Origin of the sequence: Stenotrophomonas chelatiphaga, from assembly GCF_032054965.1 — a bacterium.
Lineage (GTDB): Bacteria > Pseudomonadota > Gammaproteobacteria > Xanthomonadales > Xanthomonadaceae > Stenotrophomonas > Stenotrophomonas chelatiphaga.
In genome coordinates this window covers 30,358-48,884 of sequence record NZ_DAMBRS010000006.1, presented here as the reverse complement: position 1 = coordinate 48,884, position 18,527 = coordinate 30,358, and the positions used below count along the sequence as shown (strand labels likewise).

General features: G+C 67.1%; 18 protein-coding genes and 1 pseudogene. 9 read left to right on the top strand and 10 right to left on the bottom strand.

The window, feature by feature from the left end; all coding sequences use genetic code 11:
- Positions 1 to 20: 20 nt before the first annotated feature.
- The 3 genes and pseudogenes from mnmE to RTX79_RS09795 all read left to right on the top strand — a co-directional run bounded on the left by mnmE (position 21) and on the right by RTX79_RS09795 (position 2,975).
- Entirely contained in the window at positions 21 to 1,373 is a 1,353-nt protein-coding gene (gene mnmE, locus RTX79_RS09805) for a tRNA uridine-5-carboxymethylaminomethyl(34) synthesis GTPase MnmE (RefSeq protein WP_312683459.1), read from the top strand.
- A 281-nt stretch (positions 1,374 to 1,654) separates the two neighbouring features.
- A pseudogene (locus tag RTX79_RS09800) lies at positions 1,655 to 1,744 on the top strand (hypothetical protein); the annotation flags it as partial.
- 139 nt (positions 1,745 to 1,883) lie between these two features.
- Positions 1,884 to 2,975, top strand: coding sequence for a glycerophosphodiester phosphodiesterase (locus tag RTX79_RS09795; protein ID WP_312683457.1), 1,092 nt, complete (start codon positions 1,884 to 1,886; stop codon positions 2,973 to 2,975).
- Positions 2,976 to 2,979: 4 nt separating this feature from the next.
- On the opposite strand, the gene RTX79_RS09790 is transcribed toward RTX79_RS09795, so the two are convergent.
- The 3 genes from RTX79_RS09790 to RTX79_RS09780 form a co-directional block, all read right to left on the bottom strand.
- Positions 2,980 to 3,183: a hypothetical protein gene (locus RTX79_RS09790; RefSeq protein ID WP_312683455.1), complete on the bottom strand. Its 204-nt coding sequence runs from the start codon at positions 3,181 to 3,183 to the stop codon at positions 2,980 to 2,982.
- Positions 3,184 to 3,449: 266 nt separating this feature from the next.
- Positions 3,450 to 4,226, bottom strand: coding sequence for a rhomboid family intramembrane serine protease (locus RTX79_RS09785; protein ID WP_057509032.1), 777 nt, complete (start codon positions 4,224 to 4,226; stop codon positions 3,450 to 3,452).
- Positions 4,227 to 4,362: 136 nt separating this feature from the next.
- Positions 4,363 to 5,319 carry a TerC family protein gene (locus RTX79_RS09780; RefSeq protein ID WP_312683454.1) on the bottom strand — a complete coding sequence of 319 codons (957 nt, stop codon included), beginning with the start codon at positions 5,317 to 5,319 and terminating at the stop codon, positions 4,363 to 4,365.
- A 395-nt stretch (positions 5,320 to 5,714) separates the two neighbouring features.
- Here RTX79_RS09780 and RTX79_RS09775 point away from each other — a divergent pair, with 395 nt between their 5' ends.
- Together RTX79_RS09775 and RTX79_RS09770 are read left to right on the top strand one after the other, a co-directional pair.
- Positions 5,715 to 6,881, top strand: coding sequence for a class I SAM-dependent rRNA methyltransferase (locus tag RTX79_RS09775; protein WP_312683452.1), 1,167 nt, complete (start codon positions 5,715 to 5,717; stop codon positions 6,879 to 6,881).
- 94 nt (positions 6,882 to 6,975) lie between these two features.
- The gene (locus RTX79_RS09770) at positions 6,976 to 8,205 is read left to right on the top strand and encodes a dipeptidase (protein WP_312683451.1); all 1,230 of its coding nucleotides are present in this window, start codon (positions 6,976 to 6,978) and stop codon (positions 8,203 to 8,205) included.
- A 71-nt stretch (positions 8,206 to 8,276) separates the two neighbouring features.
- On the opposite strand, the gene RTX79_RS09765 is transcribed toward RTX79_RS09770, so the two are convergent.
- The 3 genes from RTX79_RS09765 to RTX79_RS09755 all read right to left on the bottom strand — a co-directional run bounded on the left by RTX79_RS09765 (position 8,277) and on the right by RTX79_RS09755 (position 11,451).
- Positions 8,277 to 9,704, bottom strand: a complete 1,428-nt coding sequence (locus RTX79_RS09765) for an amino acid permease (RefSeq protein ID WP_312683450.1) — start codon at positions 9,702 to 9,704, stop codon at positions 8,277 to 8,279.
- Between the two features lie 136 nt (positions 9,705 to 9,840).
- On the bottom strand, positions 9,841 to 10,473 hold the full coding sequence (gene leuE, locus RTX79_RS09760) for a leucine efflux protein LeuE (protein ID WP_312683449.1): 633 nt from the start codon (positions 10,471 to 10,473) through the stop codon (positions 9,841 to 9,843).
- Between the two features lie 57 nt (positions 10,474 to 10,530).
- Positions 10,531 to 11,451, bottom strand: coding sequence for a LysR family transcriptional regulator (locus RTX79_RS09755; protein WP_312683447.1), 921 nt, complete (start codon positions 11,449 to 11,451; stop codon positions 10,531 to 10,533).
- Between the two features lie 92 nt (positions 11,452 to 11,543).
- Between RTX79_RS09755 and RTX79_RS09750 the strand changes: the two genes are divergently transcribed.
- The 4 genes from RTX79_RS09750 to RTX79_RS09735 all read left to right on the top strand — a co-directional run bounded on the left by RTX79_RS09750 (position 11,544) and on the right by RTX79_RS09735 (position 15,494).
- Positions 11,544 to 12,551, top strand: a complete 1,008-nt coding sequence (locus RTX79_RS09750; RefSeq protein WP_057509038.1) for a zinc-binding alcohol dehydrogenase family protein — start codon at positions 11,544 to 11,546, stop codon at positions 12,549 to 12,551.
- 335 nt (positions 12,552 to 12,886) lie between these two features.
- Positions 12,887 to 14,449 (top strand): DNA recombination protein RmuC, encoded by a 1,563-nt coding sequence (gene rmuC, locus RTX79_RS09745; RefSeq protein WP_312683443.1) that lies wholly within the window; start codon positions 12,887 to 12,889, stop codon positions 14,447 to 14,449.
- A 54-nt stretch (positions 14,450 to 14,503) separates the two neighbouring features.
- Positions 14,504 to 14,887: a hypothetical protein gene (locus RTX79_RS09740; RefSeq protein WP_309689454.1), complete on the top strand. Its 384-nt coding sequence runs from the start codon at positions 14,504 to 14,506 to the stop codon at positions 14,885 to 14,887.
- 64 nt (positions 14,888 to 14,951) lie between these two features.
- Complete coding sequence (locus RTX79_RS09735) at positions 14,952 to 15,494, top strand: glutathione peroxidase (protein WP_123700001.1); 543 nt, start codon at positions 14,952 to 14,954, stop codon at positions 15,492 to 15,494.
- A gap of 479 nt (positions 15,495 to 15,973) precedes the next feature.
- On the opposite strand, the gene RTX79_RS09730 is transcribed toward RTX79_RS09735, so the two are convergent.
- Genes RTX79_RS09730 through mlaD form a run of 4 tightly spaced genes read right to left on the bottom strand, consistent with a single transcriptional unit; the run spans position 15,974 to position 18,473 of the window.
- On the bottom strand, positions 15,974 to 16,978 hold the full coding sequence (locus tag RTX79_RS09730) for an MlaA family lipoprotein (RefSeq protein WP_312683442.1): 1,005 nt from the start codon (positions 16,976 to 16,978) through the stop codon (positions 15,974 to 15,976).
- Position 16,979: 1 nt separating this feature from the next.
- The gene (locus RTX79_RS09725; protein WP_312683440.1) at positions 16,980 to 17,294 is read right to left on the bottom strand and encodes an STAS domain-containing protein; all 315 of its coding nucleotides are present in this window, start codon (positions 17,292 to 17,294) and stop codon (positions 16,980 to 16,982) included.
- On the bottom strand, positions 17,284 to 17,943 hold the full coding sequence (locus RTX79_RS09720; RefSeq protein ID WP_309689460.1) for an MlaC/ttg2D family ABC transporter substrate-binding protein: 660 nt from the start codon (positions 17,941 to 17,943) through the stop codon (positions 17,284 to 17,286). Before RTX79_RS09720 ends, RTX79_RS09725 begins: the two co-directional genes overlap by 11 nt.
- Positions 17,940 to 18,473 (bottom strand): outer membrane lipid asymmetry maintenance protein MlaD, encoded by a 534-nt coding sequence (gene mlaD / locus RTX79_RS09715; protein ID WP_042612192.1) that lies wholly within the window; start codon positions 18,471 to 18,473, stop codon positions 17,940 to 17,942. The genes RTX79_RS09720 and mlaD overlap by 4 nt, the downstream gene beginning before the upstream one ends.
- Positions 18,474 to 18,527: the final 54 nt, after the last annotated feature.

The following is an 18,527-nucleotide window of genomic DNA, read 5'->3' as shown; positions in this document are numbered from 1 at the left end:
AACGCCGCACAATGATCGTCATGGATACCACCGCTACCGACACCATCGTTGCCATCGCCACTGCCGCCGGCGCCGGCGGGGTGGGCATGCTGCGCCTTTCCGGACCGCGCGCGGCGACCATCGCCCACCTGCTTGGGGCACCCGTGCTGCGCCCACGCCACGCGCACTACGCCAGGCTGCGCGATGCCGACAATGAGGTGATCGACGATGGCATCGTGCTGTGGTTCCCGGCCCCGAACAGCTTCACCGGCGAAGAAGTGGTGGAACTGCAGGGCCACGGCAGCCCGGTCGTGCTGCAGCAGCTCGTCGCCCGCTGCATCGCACTCGGTGCGCGCCAGGCGCGGCCGGGTGAGTTCAGTGAACGCGCATTCCTCAATGGAAAGCTGGATCTGGCCCAGGCCGAGGCCATCGCCGACCTGATCGCGGCCGGTGACCACCGCGCCGCACGCGCGGCACGCCGTTCACTGGACGGGGTGTTCTCGCGCCGCGTGGACGAGGTGGCCGAACAGCTGGTCAGGTTGCGCATCCACGTCGAAGCGGCCATCGATTTCGCCGACGAACCGCTGGATACGTTGGGGGGGGAGCAGGTGCGGCGCGGCCTGCTGCAGGCACGTGAAACGCTGGCGCTGCTGCGCCGCGATGCCGAACGAGGCCGCCGCCTGCGCGATGGCCTGCATGCCGTGCTGATCGGCCCGCCCAATGCCGGCAAGAGTTCGTTGCTCAACGCGCTGGCCGGCAGCGAACGGGCGATCGTCACCGACATCGCCGGCACCACCCGCGACACCCTGCGCGAGACCATCCGGCTGGACGGCCTGGAGCTGACCCTGGTGGATACCGCCGGCCTGCGCGATGGCGGCGATGCGATCGAACGCGAAGGCATGCGTCGTGCGCGGGCGGAGATCGAACGCACCGATCTTGCGTTGATCGTGCTGGACGCGCGCGATCCCGGCGCGGGTGAAGCGGCGATCGGCGCATCGCTGCTGGACGTGCCGCACAAGGTCTACATCCACAACAAATCCGACCTGCTGCCGGCGGGCACGGGGCAGGGCGGCGACGACCCGGACCGGGTGTTCGTGTCGGCCGCCACCGGCGCCGGGCTGGACGACCTGCATGCGCGGCTGCGCATGATCGCCAGCGCCGGTGCCGGCGAACAGGTGGACGGCGAGTTCTCCGCGCGCACCCGCCATGTCGACGCCATCGAGCGCGCGCAGGACCATGCACTGCAGGCCGATGGCGAGCTGGCACACGAGCATCTGGAACTGGCTGCTGAAGAACTGCGGCTGGCGCACGAGGCGCTGGGCGAAATCACCGGCGCGATGAGCGCCGATGACCTGCTCGGCAGGATCTTCTCCAGCTTCTGCATCGGCAAGTAGCGCTGGGTCCGCTTGGTAGCGCCGACCTCGGCCTGCGGCCTTCCACCGCGAAACCTCACGTACATGCGTGCCTTTGCCGACGCCTGGCCGGACCCGGCGTTTGTGCAAGAGGTGCTTGCACAATTACCGTGGGGCCACCAACTCATGCTGCTGGAGCGCGCCGGTAGCGCCGTCACCAACGTCGAGTTGCGGCTGCCCAAGGCACATTCTGTCCTCGCCCGCGAAACACTCAAAGATCCCTATCGATTCGACTTTCTTGCGGTAGGACGCGAGGCCAGCGAGTGCGAACTGGAAGACGGCCTGGTGCGGCAGGCACTGATTTTCTCCTTGAGCCGGGTGCCGGTTTCGCATTCGCAGGCAGGCAGGTGCTCATCGAAGTGGCGGGGGAAGAATTCTTCATCGATCTACTGTTCTACCAGACGGCCCGACCCTGGCCGGGTGACCTGCCTACCTCCCCCTGTCATATTGCAGACGCATACTCGCCGCATTCGTCATCCAAGGGGATAGTCCGTGAAGTCGTGGGGTTGTGCATTGCTGTTGTCGCTGGCCGTGGCACCATCGTTGGCCATGAGCGCCGAATCTTCATCAGCCGCACCGGGCAAGGCCTCGGTCTATGCCCACCGCGGGGCCAGCGCCCTGCTGCCCGAACACACCCTGGCCGCCTATGCACAGGCCATCACCGACGGCGCCGACTACATCGAACCGGATCTGGTGATGACCAAGGACGGCGCGCTGGTGGCCCGCCACGAGAACGAGATCAGCGGGACCACCGACGTCGCATCGCGCGAAGAATTCGCCGACCGCCGCACCACCAAGACCATCGACGGTGAAAAGGTCGAGGGCTGGTTCACCGAAGACTTCACCCTGGCCGAGCTGAAGACGCTGTACGCCCGCGAGCGCCTGCCACAGCAGCGCAGCACCGCCTTCGACGGCCAGTTCCGCATTGCCAGCTTCGATGAAATCCTGGCTTTCCTGGTGCAGCAGGCCGGACGCGCCAACCGCGGCATCGGGCTGGTACCGGAGATCAAGCATCCCAGCTACTTCCAGTCCATCGGCCTGCCGATGGAAGACAAGGTGCTCGCTGCGCTGCAGGCCAACCCGTATACCAAGGTCGGTCCGGTGACACTGCAGTCGTTCGAGACTGCCAACCTGCGCTACCTGCGCGGCAAGATCGGCCGCGGCAGCAACATCCGCCTGCTGCAGTTGACCTGGAAGGGCGACGCCAAGCCGGCCGACGTGGCCAAGGCGGGCGGTGCGCTGACCTATGCGCAGATGCTGACGCCTGCTGGGCTCAAGGAGATGGCGACCTACGCTGACGGCATCGGACCGGAGCTGCGTTCGATCATTCCGCTGGACGCCAATGGCGCGCTGGGTACGCCGACTTCGCTGGTGCGCGATGCGCATGCGGCGGGATTGATGGTGGTTCCGTACACCTTCCGTCCGGAGAATCTTTTCATCGCCGCGAACCTGCGCCGCGGTGACGCCAATGCCCGCAACCCGGAGGGCTCCATCGCCGAAATGCGCGCCTACCTCGACACGGGCATCGATGCCTTCTTCACCGATGACCCGGCACTGGGGCGCAAGGCCGTCGACGGTCGCTGAGCCGCTACTTGCCGGCAGACAGGCTCGAGCCGCGGCCGCGGCGCAAAGGACAGCGACGCGGATCGCCACATCGGCAGCAGCGACGGGCCACGGGATCGCGCGACGCGATATGCAACACCAGCAGGCTTACGACCAGCAGCAGGCCGCCGATCACCAGATACAGCACCATGTTGTCGATCGATGCGCCAGGGGACGGGAAGACTCCCATGCGGTTTTTCCTTGCAGCGGGTCAAACGGGACGCCACACCCGGCTGGGCCTGTGGGCTCCAGCCGGTACATCTTGGACAAGGCGGCCGAGCCGCGTCTATGACGGAAATTTGAAAGACGAGAGCGCGTGACGACCACCGGTCGTCACCCACCAGAACGATCGTCACCCACCAGAACGATCGTCGCCCTCCAGAACGATCGTCGCCCTCCAGAACGATCGTCGCCCTCCAGAACGATCGTCGCCCTCCAGACCCAACCGGCGGGCGATCAGCGTGGTGCGTCGTCCTGGCCCGGGCGGCGGAACGGCAGCACCACGTAGTCCTGCCCTTCGCGTGGCTGCCACAGCACCGGCACCTGGCGCGGGGAGGGCGGCTCCAGCTCGTCGTCGGGCAGGGCTTCGATGGAATCCTCTTCGTCTTCCCAGCTGTAGCGTGGGCGGGCGGCCATCGGGTCGCTGTTGCGGAACAGCAGCGCGGCGATGATGCCCGCGAACGCCCCACCCATGTGCGACTGCCAGGACACGCCCGGCGTATGCGGCAGCACGGTCATCAACATGCCGCCATAGAACAGCATGCCGATCAGCCCGGTGGCGATGGCGGCGCGGTCGCGGCGCAGCAGGCCCAGGCTGGCCAGCAGGAACATCAGGCCATGGGTGACGCCACTGGCACCCAGGTGCCGGCTGCCCGGATCCCCCAGCAGCCAGGCGCCGATGCCGGAGCCGATCCACAGCAGCGGCAGCGCGCGCAGGGTGGCCTTTGGATAGACGCTGCCGGCCAGCGTGCCGAGGATCAGCAGGGCCACGCTGTTGGCGGCGATGTGTTCCACCGACCCGTGCAGCAGCGGCGCACCGAGCAGGCCCAGCAGGCCAGCCATCTCCAACGGCGCCACCGCCCACGGCCGCCAGTCCACGTAGTCCTGCAGCGCGAACACGGCCACCAGCAGCACCACGGCGCCAAGGCTCAGGTTGAAGGCGCGCAGGATGCGCAGGCGATCGGTAGGCGGGGCCGGGTTGTCGCCGGCGGGCACGGGTGCGTTGGCGTTCATATCCAAGCAATGGCGGTGGCCGGGGCGAAACCAACCCCGGCGGGGTGGGAAAGTAAAACGGGCCGGCGGGATAATCCCGGCCGGCCCGTCGTTGCAGCGCGCGCTGCCGGCCCAGCAGGACCGGTAACGCGATCGATCAGGCCTTGTCGTGCTTGGGCGGGATCTTCAGGCTCAGCATCACGGTGACGGCGATGATCAGCGCGACCACGCCCAGCGAGATCGGGGTCGGGATCTTGAACAGGTCGATGATCATCATCTTGATGCCGATGAAGCCCAGCACCAGCGCCAGACCGTAGGGCAGCAGGTGAAAGCGATCGGCCATGCCGGCCAGCAGGAAGAACATCGCGCGCAGGCCCAGCACCGCGAACACGTTCGAGGTCAGCACGATGAACGGGTCGGTGGTGATGGCGAAGATGGCCGGGATGCTGTCCACCGCGAAGATCACGTCGGTCACCGCGATCAGGATCAGCACGGCGAACAGCGGGGTGTACCAGCGCTTGCCGTCGCGCATGACGCTCATCGCATTACCGGCGTACTCCGGCAGCAGGCGCAGGTGCTTGCGCATCCAGCGCAGCGCCGGGTTGGTTTCAAGGTCCGGCTCCTGGCCGGCCGAGAACCACATCTTCCAGCCGGTGAACAGCAGGAAGGCGCCGAACACGTACAGCAGCCAGTGGAACTTGGTGATCAGCACGCTGCCGGCGAAGATCATGATCGTACGCAGCACGATCGCGCCGAGGATGCCGATGATCAGCACCTTCTGCCGCTGTTCTTCGGGTACCGCGAAGTAGCCCATGATCATCAGGAAGACGAAGATGTTGTCGACGGCCAGGGCCTTTTCGACCAGATAGCCGGTCAGGAACTCCAGGCCGACCTTGTTCGCCACCACCTGCCCGGCAGTCTCGTTCAGGTAGTACCAGAGGCCACCATTGAAGGCCAGGGCGAGCAGCACCCAGCCGATCGACCACCACAGGGCCTCCTTGAAGGTGACCTTGTGCGGGCCGCCGTGGCGCATCAATACCAAGTCGACCAGCAGCGCGATGATCACCACCGCGCCGAAGCCGAGCCATAACCACAAATTACCGATCGTCTGCATGGGTTTGTCCGTTGGGAAAGAGAAAAAAGCCGCAAGCCGGACGGCGAGGATCTGCAACGGAGGATCGGGAGGGGGATCCAGGGACAGAGCTTCGCCGGTACGGCGAAGGTCTCGCTCGCAGCCCCGATGTAGTGGGACTGCCGTTGCACCGGAGCCTGCGGGCTCGAATTGACGGCGACAACGTTGGGAGCTACTCCCCTTCTGGCGCCGATTCTGCGGGCATCCCGGCGCCGCGTCAATCGCCGGCTCGTGACGGCCGCTTCAGCCGATAGTGACGGCCGCTGGCCGTCAAGAAGGAATCGCGCGATTGACGGCCAACGGCCGTCACTACAGGGGCCAGCGCCGTTACCACCGCGGACTGCGGCCCTCCCTACCGCAGCGATTACAATAGGCCGATGAATACCTCTGCCCCCTCAGTCCGTCTCAAGAATGCCTGGCGTTCCAGCCACCCGTGGATCTTCCAGAAACTGGTCGAAAAACCGGCCGTCCGGCCCAAGCCCGGCACCATCGTCGATGTCTTCGGCGTGGAAGGGGACTTCATCGGGCGTGGCTTCTACAACGGGCATTCGCGCATTGCCGTGCGCATCCTGGAAACCGACGAGCGCGTGCCGGTCGACGCCGGCTGGTTCTCGCGCAAGATCGCCCAGGCGGTGGAGCTGCGTCGCGACACGCTGAAGCTGGATGCGGTCAGTGATGCCTGGCGCGTGGTGCACAGCGAAGGCGACGGCCTGTCCGGGCTGGTGGTGGACCGCTACGGCGACCTGGTGGTGGTGGAGTTCTTTGCCGCCGGCATGTTCCGCCACCGCGAGTGGATCTACGAAGCCCTGAGCGAACAGTTCCCGGGCTGCCGTTTCCACAGCTTCGCCGATGAACACGTGCAGAAGCAGGAAAGCTTCGACTTCCATGGCAACACCACCACCGAAGCCTCGGTGATCACCGAGTACGGCGTGAAGTTCCGCGCCGACCCGGCCGGCGCGCACAAGACCGGCTTCTTCGCCGACCAGCGCGACAACCGCGAATGGTTGAGCCAGCAGGTAGAAGGCAAGACCGTGCTCGACCTGTGCTGCAACACTGGCGGTTTCGCGGTGTACGCCGCCGCGCGCGGTGCCAGTGAAGTCATCGGCATCGACATCGACGAGGACGTGATCCAGATCGCCAAGGGCAACGCCAAGCTCAACAACGTGCGGCCGAAGTTCGTGCAGTCCGACATCTTCCCGTGGCTGCGCGATGCCGCCAACCGCGGCGAGCAGTACGACGTGGTGATCCTGGACCCGGCGAAGATGACCCGCGACCGCGACCAGGTCATCAGCGCGCTGAAGAAGTACCTGGACATGAACAAGCTGGCGCTCGGCGTGGTCAAGCCGGGTGGCCTGTTCGCCACCTTCTCGTGCACCGGCCTGGTGGCCGAAGACCAGTTCCTGGACATGCTGCGGCGTGCGGCGTTCTATTCCGGCCGCACCATCCAGATCCTGAAGGTGTCCGGCGCCGGTCCCGACCACCCGTTCATGGCCCACGTGCAGGAATCGCGTTACCTCAAGGCCGTGTTCTGCCGCGTGCTGTAACCGCAACCCGGTGGGTGGCGACCGTGGGTCGCCACATGGACCCGCCAAGGCGCGCAGGCTATGGTCAGGTCTCCCCGTTCCCGGTGAGACCTGCATGATCCTGCGTCGCCTGCCGCTGCTGCTCGCCCTGGCGCTCAGCACGCCGCTGTCCGTCCATGCCATCGATTTCAGCGCCGCCGAACTGCAGCGCGCCACGTCCCTTCAGCAGCGCCTGCTGACCCTGGACAGCCATCTGGATACGCCGGCCAACTTCGCCCGCGATGGCTTCGACATCGGCAACCGCCATGACCACAACGCGCTGTCCCAGGTGGATTACCCGCGCATGGTGGAAGGGGCGCTGGACGGTGGCTTCTGGGCGATCTACACCGGCCAGGGTGACCGCAGTGCCGCCGCCCATCTGCGCGAACGTGATGCCGGCCTGCAGCGGCTGCTCGACATCCGCACCATGCTGGCCGCCAACAGCGATCGCTTCGCGCTGGCGCTGACCCCGGCCGACGCGCTGCGGATCAAGGCCGACGGCAAGCGCGTGGTGTTCATCAGCATGGAAAACGCCAGTCCGCTGGTGGCCGACCCCAGCCTGCTGGGCTTTTATCACCAGGCCGGGCTGCGCATGCTGAGCACCGTGCACTTCGCCACCAACGAGTTCGCCGATTCGGCCACCAACCCGAAGGGGCCGGAGTGGAACGGGCTGAGCCCGGCCGGCCGCGCGCTGGTCAACGAGGCGGTGAAACGGGGCATCGTCATCGACCAGTCGCATGCCTCCGATGCGGTGTTCGACCAGCTCATCGCCATGATGCCGGTCCCGTTCGTGCTGTCGCACAGTTCGGCCAAGGCGATCCATGACCACCCGCGCAATCTCGACGATGCGCGCCTGCGCCAGCTGGCCAAGGCCGGCGGGGTGATCCAGGTGAATGCCTACGGCGGCTACCTGGTGGACCCCGGCAAGAGCCCTGCGCGCAAGGAAGCCGAAGACGCGCTGAGCAAGCGGCTGGGCGGCTGGGACAGCATGAGCATCGCGCAGGGCGAGGAACTGCAGCGCGCGGAAGACGCGCTGGACCGGCAATACCCGGTGCGCCACGCCAGCCTGGATGACTTCTTCGCGCACATGGGCCACATCCTTGATGTGGTCGGCCCGGAGCACGTGGGCATCGGCCTGGACTGGGATGGCGGCGGCGGGCTGACCGACCTGCGCGATGTCAGCCAGCTGCCGAAGATCACCGCCTGGCTGCTGCGGCGCGGCTACGACGAAAAGCAGATCGCCGGCATCTGGGGCGGCAACCTGCTGCGGGTGATGCAGCAGGCGCAGGACCACGCCCGACCCTGACCGGCCGGTAGTGACGGCCGCTGGCCGTCAGCCCGATATCACCGCGTTCGACGGCCAGCGGCCGTCACCACCTACCGGCCCAGCACCGCATTGCGGCGGCTGTACAGGAAGTACACCGCCAGCCCGATCACGTTCCAGATCAGGAAATACAGCTGGGTGCTGTGCGGCAGGCTGAAGAACAGATACACACAGCCCAGCGCGGCGGCCGGACCGACGATCCAGGCCAGCGGCGTGCGGAAGGTGCGCGCGCGATCCGGTTCACGGCGGCGCATCACCACCAGGCACACGCCCACCGCGGTGAAGGCGGCCAGCGTACCGGCATTGGCCAGTGCAGCGATTTCATCCAGCCGCGCCACGCCGGCCAGCGCCGACACCAGCAGCGCACTGAACAGCGTGGTCGCCACCGGCGTGCCGGTGCGCTTGCTGACATTGGACAGGCGGCGCGGCAGCATGCCGTCGCGGCCCATGACGAAGAACACCCGGCTCTGGCCGAACATGAAAGCCAGCAGCACGGTGGGCAGCGCCACGATGGCCACGACGCCGATGATCAGCGCGGCGGTCGGGTGGCCCAGCTGGCGCATGATCAGCGCCAGCGGCTCGGCGCTGCTGCCGAACACCGCATAGCTCATCGCACCGACCGCAGCCAGCGCGACCAGCATGTAGACGATGGTGCAGCCGACCATCGAACCGATGATGCCGATCGACAGGTCGCGGCCCGGGTTCTTGGTTTCTTCGGCGGCGGTGGCGATCGCATCGAAGCCGTAGAAGGCGAAGAAGATGATCGCCGCAGCCGCCATGACGCCGCGCTCCAACCCGTCCGGGCCCAGCGATTTGGCGAAGCCATACGGCATGAACGGCTGCAGGTTGGTGCTGTCGAACGCCGGCAGGGCCACGGCGATGAACACCCCCAGCGCGATCAGCTTGAGCACCACCAGTACGGCATTCAGCGTGGCGCTTTCCTTGGTGCCCAGCATCAGGCCACCGGCCACCAGCCAGGTGATCAGCACGGCCGGCAGATTGAACACACCGCCTTCCACGTGCGGGCCGGCCGACAGCGCCAGCGGCAGGCGGATGTCGATGCCCATCTGGCTGTTCACCCATTCCAGGAAGCCGACGAAGTAGCCCGACCAGCCGACGGCCACGGTACTCACCACCAGCGAGTACTCCAGGATCAGGCTCCAGCCGACCACCCAGGCGAAGATCTCGCCGAGCGCGGTGTAACTGTAGGTATAGGCACTGCCGGAGGCCGGCATCATCGTCGCCAGTTCGGCATACGACAGCGCGGCGCAGGCGCAGACCGCACCGGCGATGGCGAAGGAGATCAGCACCGCCGGACCGGCCAGGTTGGCACCCACGCCGATCAGCGTGTAGATGCCGGTACCGACGATGGCGCCGATGCCCAGCGCGATCAGGTGCGGCCAACTCAGCGTACGGACCAGCTGCCTTCCGGCTTCATGGACGGTGACGGTATCCAGGGATTTGCGCCGGAGCAATGACATGCGGGCCTCGTGGTGACTGGGAACGACAAGTGCCCGAGTGTGACCGAACGCGGCGCCGCATTACTACTGACGGACGCTCATTGACAAACCGCCATGCGTTGCATCAGGCATATCCTGCCGGAATCGGCACAACGGCTCAGCCATTCAACCCGAGCCGGATGCCGAAGCCCAGCAGGAATACGCCGGCCACGCGCCGCAGCAGGTCACTGACGCGTGGATGCTGGATCAGCCGCCGACGGGCCAGGTTGCCCGCGCCGATCAGCAGCGAGCAGTACGCCACGCTGACCACGAAGATGATCCCGGCCAGCGCGACGAAGGTGGCCACGCCCTGGTGCTGGCGCGGGTCGATGAACAGCGGCAGGAACGCCATGTAGAACAGGATCGCCTTGGGGTTGAGCAGGCTGACCAGGATCGCCTGGCGGAAGTAGTGGCCCGGCGCCAGCCGCACGCTGCCCGGCAGGTCGCCGCCGTCGGCCTTCGGCGTACGCAGCAGGCTGATGCCCACCCACACCAGGTAGGCCGCGCCCACGTACTGCACGGCATGGAACACGGTCGGGTTGGCTTTCAGCAGCGCGGCCACGCCGGCCAGCGCCAGCCACATCAGGATCTGGTCGCCCACCAGCAGGCCGGCCAGCGCCGTGTAGCCACCGCGCACGCCACCGCGGCCGGTGGCGGTGAGCAGGGTGAAGGTGCCCGGACCCGGCAGGGCCAGGAACACCAGCACGGCGACCAGGAAGGTCCACAGGTCCTGGATGCCCATCCACGGCATGGCGGCTTACTCGTTCAACGCAGGGGGCTTCATTGTAGTGACGGCCAGCGGCCGTCACTACCGGGCGCTGGGCAAGCCCTGCAGCAACGGCGTCAGCCGCTCGCCCAGGAACCCATGCAGCTGCCGCACCGCCGGCGAAAACTGCTTGCGGTGCGGGCAGACCAGGTTCAACGGCAGGCTCTCGCCCTGGCCGTCGAGCAGCACCTGCAGGCGCCCGGCGCGCACGTCATCACCGACATCCAGCCACGATTTGTAGGCGATGCCCTCGCCAGCTACCGCCCAGCGCCGCACCACGTCGGCGTCGTCGCACAGCAGCGCACCACGCACCGCCACCACGCTGCGGCGGCCGTCCTGTTCGAAACTCCAGCGGTCGTGGGTGCGGCCACCCAGCTGGTACAGCAGGCAGGCATGGTCTTTCAGCGCATCCAGGCTGTCCGGTGCCGGGTGCGCCTGCAGGTAGGCGGGAGACGCCACCAGCACGCGGCGGTTGCCCGCCAGCAGCGGCAGGGCGACATAGCTGGCGTTGTCGAAACGGCCCAGACGGAAGGCGATATCGACCGGATCGCGGAACACATCGGCCACCTGGTCGGACAGCTGCAGGTGCAGCTGCAGCCGCGGATGCGCACGCCGGAACGCGGTCAGCCAGGGCAGCAGCACGTTGCGGCCGAGATCGGACGGCGCCGCCACCTGCAGGGTGCCGGCCAGTTCGGCGGCCTCGCCCTGCACCCGCGCTTGACCCTCGCGCAGCGTTGCCAGGCCTTCCTGTGCATAAGGCAGGTACTGCGCGCCTTCGGCCGTCAGGCGCAGGCTGCGGGTGGTGCGCACGAACAGGCGCAGGTCGAGCTCGCGCTCCAGCCGTGCGATCGCCGCGGCCACCTGCCCGGGCAGCAGGTCCACCTCGCGCGCTGCACGGCTGAAACTGCCCAGCGCCGCGGTACGCACGAACAGCTGCAGGTCATCGAACCGGACCATTTTCACCACAGAAGAGAAAGTGATGAACGATTCTGCGCCTTTTCAGCGTCACCTGCAGCGTCCATCCTGAGCGCATCCCCCCGCTGCGGAGTCACCCCATGCGCGCTGTTGCCTATACCCATGCCGGCCTGTCGCCGGACGACGCCACCTCCCTGGTCGATATCGATCTGGACATCCCCACCCCGGGCCCGCGCGACCTGCGCGTGGCGGTCAAGGCCGTGGCGGTGAACCCGGTCGACGCCAAGGTGCGCCGCAACGCTGCCACTGAAACCCCGCGCGTGCTCGGCTTCGATGCGGTGGGCGTGGTGGATGCGGTGGGCAGCGAGGTCACCCTGTTCCAGCCCGGCGACGAGGTCTACTACGCGGGCGCCATCGACCGTGCCGGCAGCAATGCCGAGTACCAGCTGGTGGACGAACGCATTGTCGGCCGCAAGCCGTCCAGCCTGGACGACGCCAGTGCCGCGGCACTGCCGCTGACCGCGATCACCGCATGGGAACTGTTGTTCGATCGCCTGCGCATCGCCGAGGGCAAGGGCGAAGGGCAGACCCTGCTGGTGATCGGCGCGGCCGGTGGCGTCGGTTCGATCCTGGTGCAGCTGGCCCGCCAGCTGACCAAGCTGACCGTGGTCGGCACCGCCTCGCGCCCGGAAACCCAGGACTGGGTGTACGCACTGGGCGCGCACCATGTCATCGACCACAGCCAGCCGCTGTCCGAAGGCCTGGCACGGCTTGGCATCGCGCATGTCGAACACGTCGCCAGCCTGACCCACACCGACCAGCATTACGCACAGATCATCGAAGTACTGGCACCGCAGGGCCAGCTCGGCCTGATCGACGACCCGGGCCAGTTGGACGTGATGGCGCTGAAGCGCAAATCCGCCTCGCTGCACTGGGAGTTCATGTTCGCCCGGCCGCTGCACCAGACCGCCGACATGCAACAGCAGCACGTCCTGCTCAACCGCGTCGCCGGCCTGATCGACGCCGGCGTACTGCGCACCACGCTGGGCGAAAACCTGGGCCGCATCAACGCCGCCAACCTGCGCCGCGCGCACGCACTGATCGAAAGCCAGAAAGCCAAGGGCAAAATCGTGCTGGAAGGCTGGTAAGCCTCCCAGGCATCGGGGTCGCAACCGGGGTCACGGGCACCGGGGTCAGCGTCCTTTTGCGCGCAAAAGGACGCTGACCCCTCTCTCATTTCTTTCAACGCGGCTGACAGCACGCGAAAAACGGTCAGCGGGTGGGGCGGGGAGGTTATGCGGGGCCTTGAGCGGCAGGAGCCGCGAAGAGCTACATGGACGTACTTGCGCGTGCCCCGCATAACCTCCCCGCCCCACCCGACACCCAGCCCTGCTGGAAGCCTGACAGCCGCGAGGGGGTTCCACCCGCTCGACCAACCACCCCCGGCGCAGCGCATGAGACGGCAGCCGCCTAAACTAGCGGCATGGAAACCCAGACGCTTGCTCTACTGGCCGTGCTGTTGCTGGCCGTCATCCTTGTCCTGCTGGTGGTGGTGCTGCGCCGCTCCGGTGGCGGCACCGACACCCACGAGCTGGACGCACTGCGCCAGGCGCTGGCCGACGAACGCGACCGCAGCCTGGCCGCGCAGGTCGACGCCGGCCAGCTGCGTGGACGCCTGCAGTCGCTGCAGGAAGACATCGAAGGCGAACGCCGGCGTGGACTGGAAGCGCAGCAGGCGCTCAGCGCAGCACAGGCACGCATCGAACGCGACGCCGCACTGGCCAGCGAGCGTCACACCCGCCTGGTCGAACGCGGCAACGCACTGCAGCAGTTGCAGGCGCAGCTGGCCGATGCGCAGCAGCAGCTGCACGCCCAGCGCGAGACCTACCAGCAGCTGCATGGCGAGCACACCCGCATGCAGGCCAACCTGCAGCACTCCCAGCAGGCCAGCGACGAACTGCGCGCCTACCTGGACAGTGCCAAGGAGAAGCTGAGCGGCGCCTTCGCTGAACTGGCCGGCAAGGTCTTCGAAGAACGCGGCCAGCAGTTCGAGAAGAACGTGCGCCATGCCACCGGGCAATCGCGGCAGGACATCGAGAACCTGCTGAAACCCTTCACCGAACGCCTGCAGGAGTTCCGCGGCCGGGTCGACGTGCTGTATGCCGAAGAAGCCCGCGAACGGGCCAGCCTGCTCGGCGCGGTGGGTGAGCTGAAGACGCTCAACCAGGACATGGCCTCGCAGGCGGCGGCACTCACCAATGCCCTGAAGGGCAATGCGAAGGTGCGCGGCGACTGGGGCGAGCTGATGCTGGAAACCGTGCTGCGCGGCTCCGGGCTGGAAGAAGGCGTGCACTACAAGCGCCAGCAGCACGTGGTGGATGACGAAGGCGAACGCCTGCGCCCGGACGTGGTGGTGAACTTCCCGGACCAGCGCAGCATCGTGGTCGACAGCAAGGTCAACCTGGTGGCGTGGCAGGAAGCCATGAACGCGGTGACCCCCGACGCCAGCGGCGAGGCCCTGCTGCGGCATGCCACCGCGCTGCGCGCACACGTGCGCGACCTTGGCGTGCGCAACTATCCCAAGGCGATGGGCGAAGAGCAGACGCTGGATGTGACCATCGCCTTCGTGCCGATCGAAGGCGCGTTGTCGGCCGCGCTGTCGGCCGATCCTTCGCTGCAGACCTATGCCTTCGACAACAAGGTGGTGTTCGCTTCGCCCAATACGCTGATGGCGCTGCTGCGCGTGGCCGAACGGTTGTGGACGCGCGACAAGGTGCAGAAGCAGGCGTTGCAGATCAGCGATGCCGGTGGCCTGGTGCTGGACGCGCTGATGGCCTTCCTGACCGATTTCAACAACGTCGGCAAGAAGCTCGAAGACGCCACAACCGCGTTCTCCAATGCCCGCAACCGGCTGCAGGATTCGCGAAACTCGGCGATCAGCCGCGCGCGAAGGTTGGCCGAGCTGGGCAGCAAGGCCAAGAAAGCGCTGCCGCCTGAACTGCAGCCCGATACCGTGCAGCAACTGGCAGGGCCTGACGAAGAGTAGACACATCGCTTCGGTATCCTCGGTGACCGACCCGCACCCTGATGGATACCGCCGATGCGCCTTTCCCTGCTGACCAGCCTGTTGCTGGTGACCTCCCTTGCCGGCTGTGCCTTCGGCGGTAGTCGCCCGGACACCGCCTCGTCGGCTGCCGACACGGTGCCGGCCGTGGCCGCGCTGGATGCCGCCGCCTGCACTGCCAAGGGCGGTGAGCTGCGCCCGCTGGGCCGCCTGCAGCGCGTGCAGTGCGTGGTGCCGTATGCCGACGCCGGCAAGACCTGCAGTGCCAAGGCCGACTGCAGTGGCCAGTGCCTGGCGATCGGCGAAGTGGTTGCCGGTTCGCCGGCCTCCGGTGTGTGCCAGCGCGATGCCAGCGAAAACTTCGGTTGCCGCCAGCGCATCGATGGCGGTGTTGCCCAAGGCACGCTCTGCGTGGATTGAACGCGCGCTGCTGCGCGTCCCCTGCGGGATGCCTCCCTTTCACCCTTGTAACCAGGAGTCCGCCGTGACCCAGTCGATCCAGGAAATTCCCGTCACCACCATCGAAGGCCAGCCGGCCTCGCTGGCCGATTACCGCGGCAAGGTGCTGCTGGTGGTCAACGTCGCTTCCAAGTGCGGGCTGACCCCGCAGTACGAAGGCCTGCAGAAGCTGTACGTGGAAAAGCAGGCGCAGGGCCTGGAGGTCCTCGGCTTCCCGGCCAACAACTTCCTCGGCCAGGAGCCGGGCAGCGAAGCGGACATCCAGCAGTTCTGCCAGCTGACCTACGACGTCAGCTTCCCGATGTTCGCCAAGATCAGCGTGGCCGGCGATGAGGTGCATCCGCTGTACCAGCAACTGATCGCCGCGCAGCCGCAGGCCATCGGCGAAGGCCCGATGCGCGAGCGCCTGGCGGCCAAGGACCTGGCGCAGCCGGCACCGGGCATCCTGTGGAATTTCGAGAAGTTCCTGATCGGCCGCGACGGCCAGGTCATCGCCCGTTTCGCCCCGGACGTAGCAGCGGACGACGCCCGCGTGCGCGAAGCCGTGGACGCCGCACTGGCGGCCTGATCCGGCGAACGGCGGAGCCCCTCGTGGTGGGTCGCACTACAGCCGGGTCACTGGGGTGGGCCGGGCGGGAGGGGCTGGTGGGGGACGGCAAAAACTGCATCCATGCGGGCCTCGTGTCGCGCCATCCATGGCGCTCCACGCCCCCACCAACCCCTCCCGCCCGGCCCTGACAGACCGCGCGCGCGTCCCGCCACGTAGAAGAGAGAAAAAAAGAAGGGGTCAGAGTCCTTTCGCGCAGCGAAAGGACTCTGACCCCGTTCCGGAAACATTCCGCTTTTATTTTATTTTTTACGTGGCGGCGCGCGCGCTATGTCACAGAGCCGGGCGGTGGGGTTGGGCGGGGGCGTGGAGCGCCATGGATGGCGCGACACGAGGCCCGCAGGACGCAGCTTCTGCCGTCCCCCGACCAGCCCCATCGTCCGGCCCAACACCCGTACAACCGATCCCCCCACCACGAGGGGCTCAGCCGTTCGCTGTAATCAGTTGCCCCACTGCGGCATCGGCATCGCATCCACCGGAATCGGCGAATCCAGGTCGTCCTTGCCGCGCGCATGCTTGCCACGCAGGTCGTTCTCGATCTGGTAGTTGCGGCGCTGCAGCCACGCATCACGCACCAGGGCGTATTCGTCCACCGCGCTGGAACGGATGTCATCGGCGGCCAGCAGCTGCGAACGGGCGTCCACCAGCTGCAGGCCCTGCAGGCCGATGCGCACCTTGTCTTCTTCGATCTGGCGGATCGGCGACAGCGGGATGTCACCGGCCAGGCCAAACACATCGCGCACCGTACGCGGGCCGAAGAACGGCAGTTCGACGTAGCGCGACGGACGCCAGCCCCACGCACCAAGCGTCTGGCCGAAGTCTTCCTTGCGGTTGGCGATCATCGCCTTGCTGGCCGGATCGAACAGGCCGCCGATACCCAGCGTGCTGTTCATCAGGAAGCGGCCCATGGTGTCCCAGGCATCGTCCGGACGGCCCTGCAGGAACTGGTTGACGATGGTGACCGGCGAGCGGATGTTGCTGAAGAAATTGCTCACGCCGGTGCGGGCAAAGCGCGGCACCACGTTGGTGTAGGCCGTGGCCAGCGGACGCGCGACGGCGTTGTCCACCACCACGTTGAAGCGATGCACGCGGCGGTTGAGCGGTTCCCACGGATCGTAGACGGCCGTGGATCCGCCGCTGACCCCATCGCTGCCGTACAGCGCGGCGAAGTCGTCCTCGGTGGCATCGGGCGTGCCATCACCATCGGCATCCACGGCGGCCGGCGCTGCGGGCGTTGGCGTTGCCGGCGCGGCCACCGGAGCGGCGTCGGAGGTGACGACCGCATCGTCCGCCGCGGTGGCGGCCAGCGGCGCGTCGGCGACCGGTGCTTCCGTTGCAGGCACCACGGTGCCGGCGCTGGGCGCGCTGTCACGGGCCGGTTTGGCAGCACACGCGCTGAGCGTGGCGGCCAGGACGAACAGGGGGAGTATGCGTACGACGTTCATGTCAGCTCGCGGCAGAAGGGGCATTGAAATCAAGGTCTGCAGACAGCCGGTAGGCGGCCTCCAGTTCGGTCAGGCCGTCCGGCGTGCCAGTGATGGCCAGCGTCCGTCCCTGCTGCCGCGCACGCGCGGCCAGTTCGGCCAGCAGGGCGACGCCGGCGCTGTCCACGCGCGGCACCCCGCTCAGGTCCAGCGCCTGCGCGCCGTTGCCCAGCGCCTGCAGCTGCGGCCACAGCGCGATCACCGCGCTGCGGTCCAGCACGCCGGACAGGTGCAGGGTGCCCTGGTCCAGCCGGGCCTGGGCGCTGTTACTTGCCATTGCCCGGGGTTCCGGCCTGCATGCTGCCACTGCGCAGCTCGGTGGCGACCTGCTTGATGCCCTTCTGGCGCAACGGGGCGTCGAACTGGTTGCGGAAGGTCTGCACGTAGGAGATGCCTTCGATGTTGACGTCGAAGATCTTCCACTGGCCGTCGGTGTTGCGCATCAGGTACTCGACCGGGGTCGGCTGGTCGCCCGAGCGCACCAGTTCGGTGGCCACGCGCACGCCGCGGTTGCCCGGCAGCGCGCTCTCGCCCTTCAGGCGGAAGCTCGGCCTGCCCTGGATGTTCAGCAGGGCCGAACCGTAGCGCTGCATCAGGTTGTCGGCCATTGCATCGGCGAACAGCTTGATGTCGGCATCGGACGCACCGCGCGAATGCGCGCCCAGCACCAGGCGTGCCGCGTAATCGCGGTCGAAGGTGCGGTTGAGCTCGCTGTTGATGAAGTTGCGCAGCGCGGTCGGGTCCTTGCTGAACTCGGCCTTGCGCTGCTGCAGGGTGGTCATGATGCGCGTGCTGGCATCAATCACGGTCTTGCCGGCCTGGCCCTGGGTGGCGGCGGTGGCGGCAGGTGCCTGCGCCGTTGCCAGCAGCGGGGTGGTGGCCAGCAGGGCCGAAGCGAGGAAGAGCGGGAGCAGTTTCATTTTCATGGTTGGGTTTCCGTAGCGGGCGCGGGCGCGCCGTCGTGGGATTCGTTGGACGGTGCTGCGTCGCCACCGGCGCCGCCACCACTGAACATGTATTTGCCGACCAGCTGGATAAGGTCTACCGCTGGCTGGGTGAACACGATTTCATCACCGGCCTTCAGCACGTCCGGATCGCCGCCCGGTTGCAGGCCGATATAGCTCTCGCCGAGCAAACCGCTGGTGAAGATGCCGGCGGAGGTGTCGGCCGGCAGGTCCTTGAACTTGCCGTCCATCTTGATGGTGACGATGGAGTCGAACTTGACCGGATCCAGGTCGATGGCCGCCACCTGGCCGACGTTGACCCCGCCGATCTTCACCGGTGCCTGCTTGCGCAGCTGGCCGATCTGCGAGAAACGGGCTTTCAGCTCGTAGCCGCCACCGCCCAGGCCCCAGCGCTGGTTGGTCGAAGCGACCGCCAGTACCAACAGCGAGGCCAGTGCCAGCAGCAGGAAGGCGCCGACGGAAAATTCCAGTCTGGGACCGCGGATGGCCATGTTCATTTCACCATTTTTGACAGGTGCCCCGGCATAGACAGGGCGGGAGGTTCA

Bases quoted from the DNA above. Each gene is read 5' to 3' on its own strand.
- mlaD (WP_042612192.1), bottom strand. From the start codon at position 18,473: ATGGCCATCCGCGGTCCCAGACTGGAATTTTCCGTCGGCGCCTTCCTG.
- leuE (WP_312683449.1), bottom strand. From the start codon at position 10,473: ATGCCGTGGATGGGCATCCAGGACCTGTGGACCTTCCTGGTCGCCGTG.
- RTX79_RS09740 (WP_309689454.1), top strand. From the start codon at position 14,504: ATGCGCCTTTCCCTGCTGACCAGCCTGTTGCTGGTGACCTCCCTTGCC.
- RTX79_RS09785 (WP_057509032.1), bottom strand. From the start codon at position 4,226: ATGAACGCCAACGCACCCGTGCCCGCCGGCGACAACCCGGCCCCGCCT.
- RTX79_RS09730 (WP_312683442.1), bottom strand. From the start codon at position 16,978: ATGAACGTCGTACGCATACTCCCCCTGTTCGTCCTGGCCGCCACGCTC.
- RTX79_RS09790 (WP_312683455.1), bottom strand. From the start codon at position 3,183: ATGGGAGTCTTCCCGTCCCCTGGCGCATCGATCGACAACATGGTGCTG.
- RTX79_RS09765 (WP_312683450.1), bottom strand. From the start codon at position 9,704: ATGTCATTGCTCCGGCGCAAATCCCTGGATACCGTCACCGTCCATGAA.
- RTX79_RS09770 (WP_312683451.1), top strand. From the start codon at position 6,976: ATGATCCTGCGTCGCCTGCCGCTGCTGCTCGCCCTGGCGCTCAGCACG.
- RTX79_RS09750 (WP_057509038.1), top strand. From the start codon at position 11,544: ATGCGCGCTGTTGCCTATACCCATGCCGGCCTGTCGCCGGACGACGCC.
- mnmE (WP_312683459.1), top strand. From the start codon at position 21: ATGGATACCACCGCTACCGACACCATCGTTGCCATCGCCACTGCCGCC.
- RTX79_RS09780 (WP_312683454.1), bottom strand. From the start codon at position 5,319: ATGCAGACGATCGGTAATTTGTGGTTATGGCTCGGCTTCGGCGCGGTG.
- RTX79_RS09725 (WP_312683440.1), bottom strand. From the start codon at position 17,294: ATGGCAAGTAACAGCGCCCAGGCCCGGCTGGACCAGGGCACCCTGCAC.
- RTX79_RS09720 (WP_309689460.1), bottom strand. From the start codon at position 17,943: ATGAAAATGAAACTGCTCCCGCTCTTCCTCGCTTCGGCCCTGCTGGCC.
- rmuC (WP_312683443.1), top strand. From the start codon at position 12,887: ATGGAAACCCAGACGCTTGCTCTACTGGCCGTGCTGTTGCTGGCCGTC.
- RTX79_RS09775 (WP_312683452.1), top strand. From the start codon at position 5,715: ATGAATACCTCTGCCCCCTCAGTCCGTCTCAAGAATGCCTGGCGTTCC.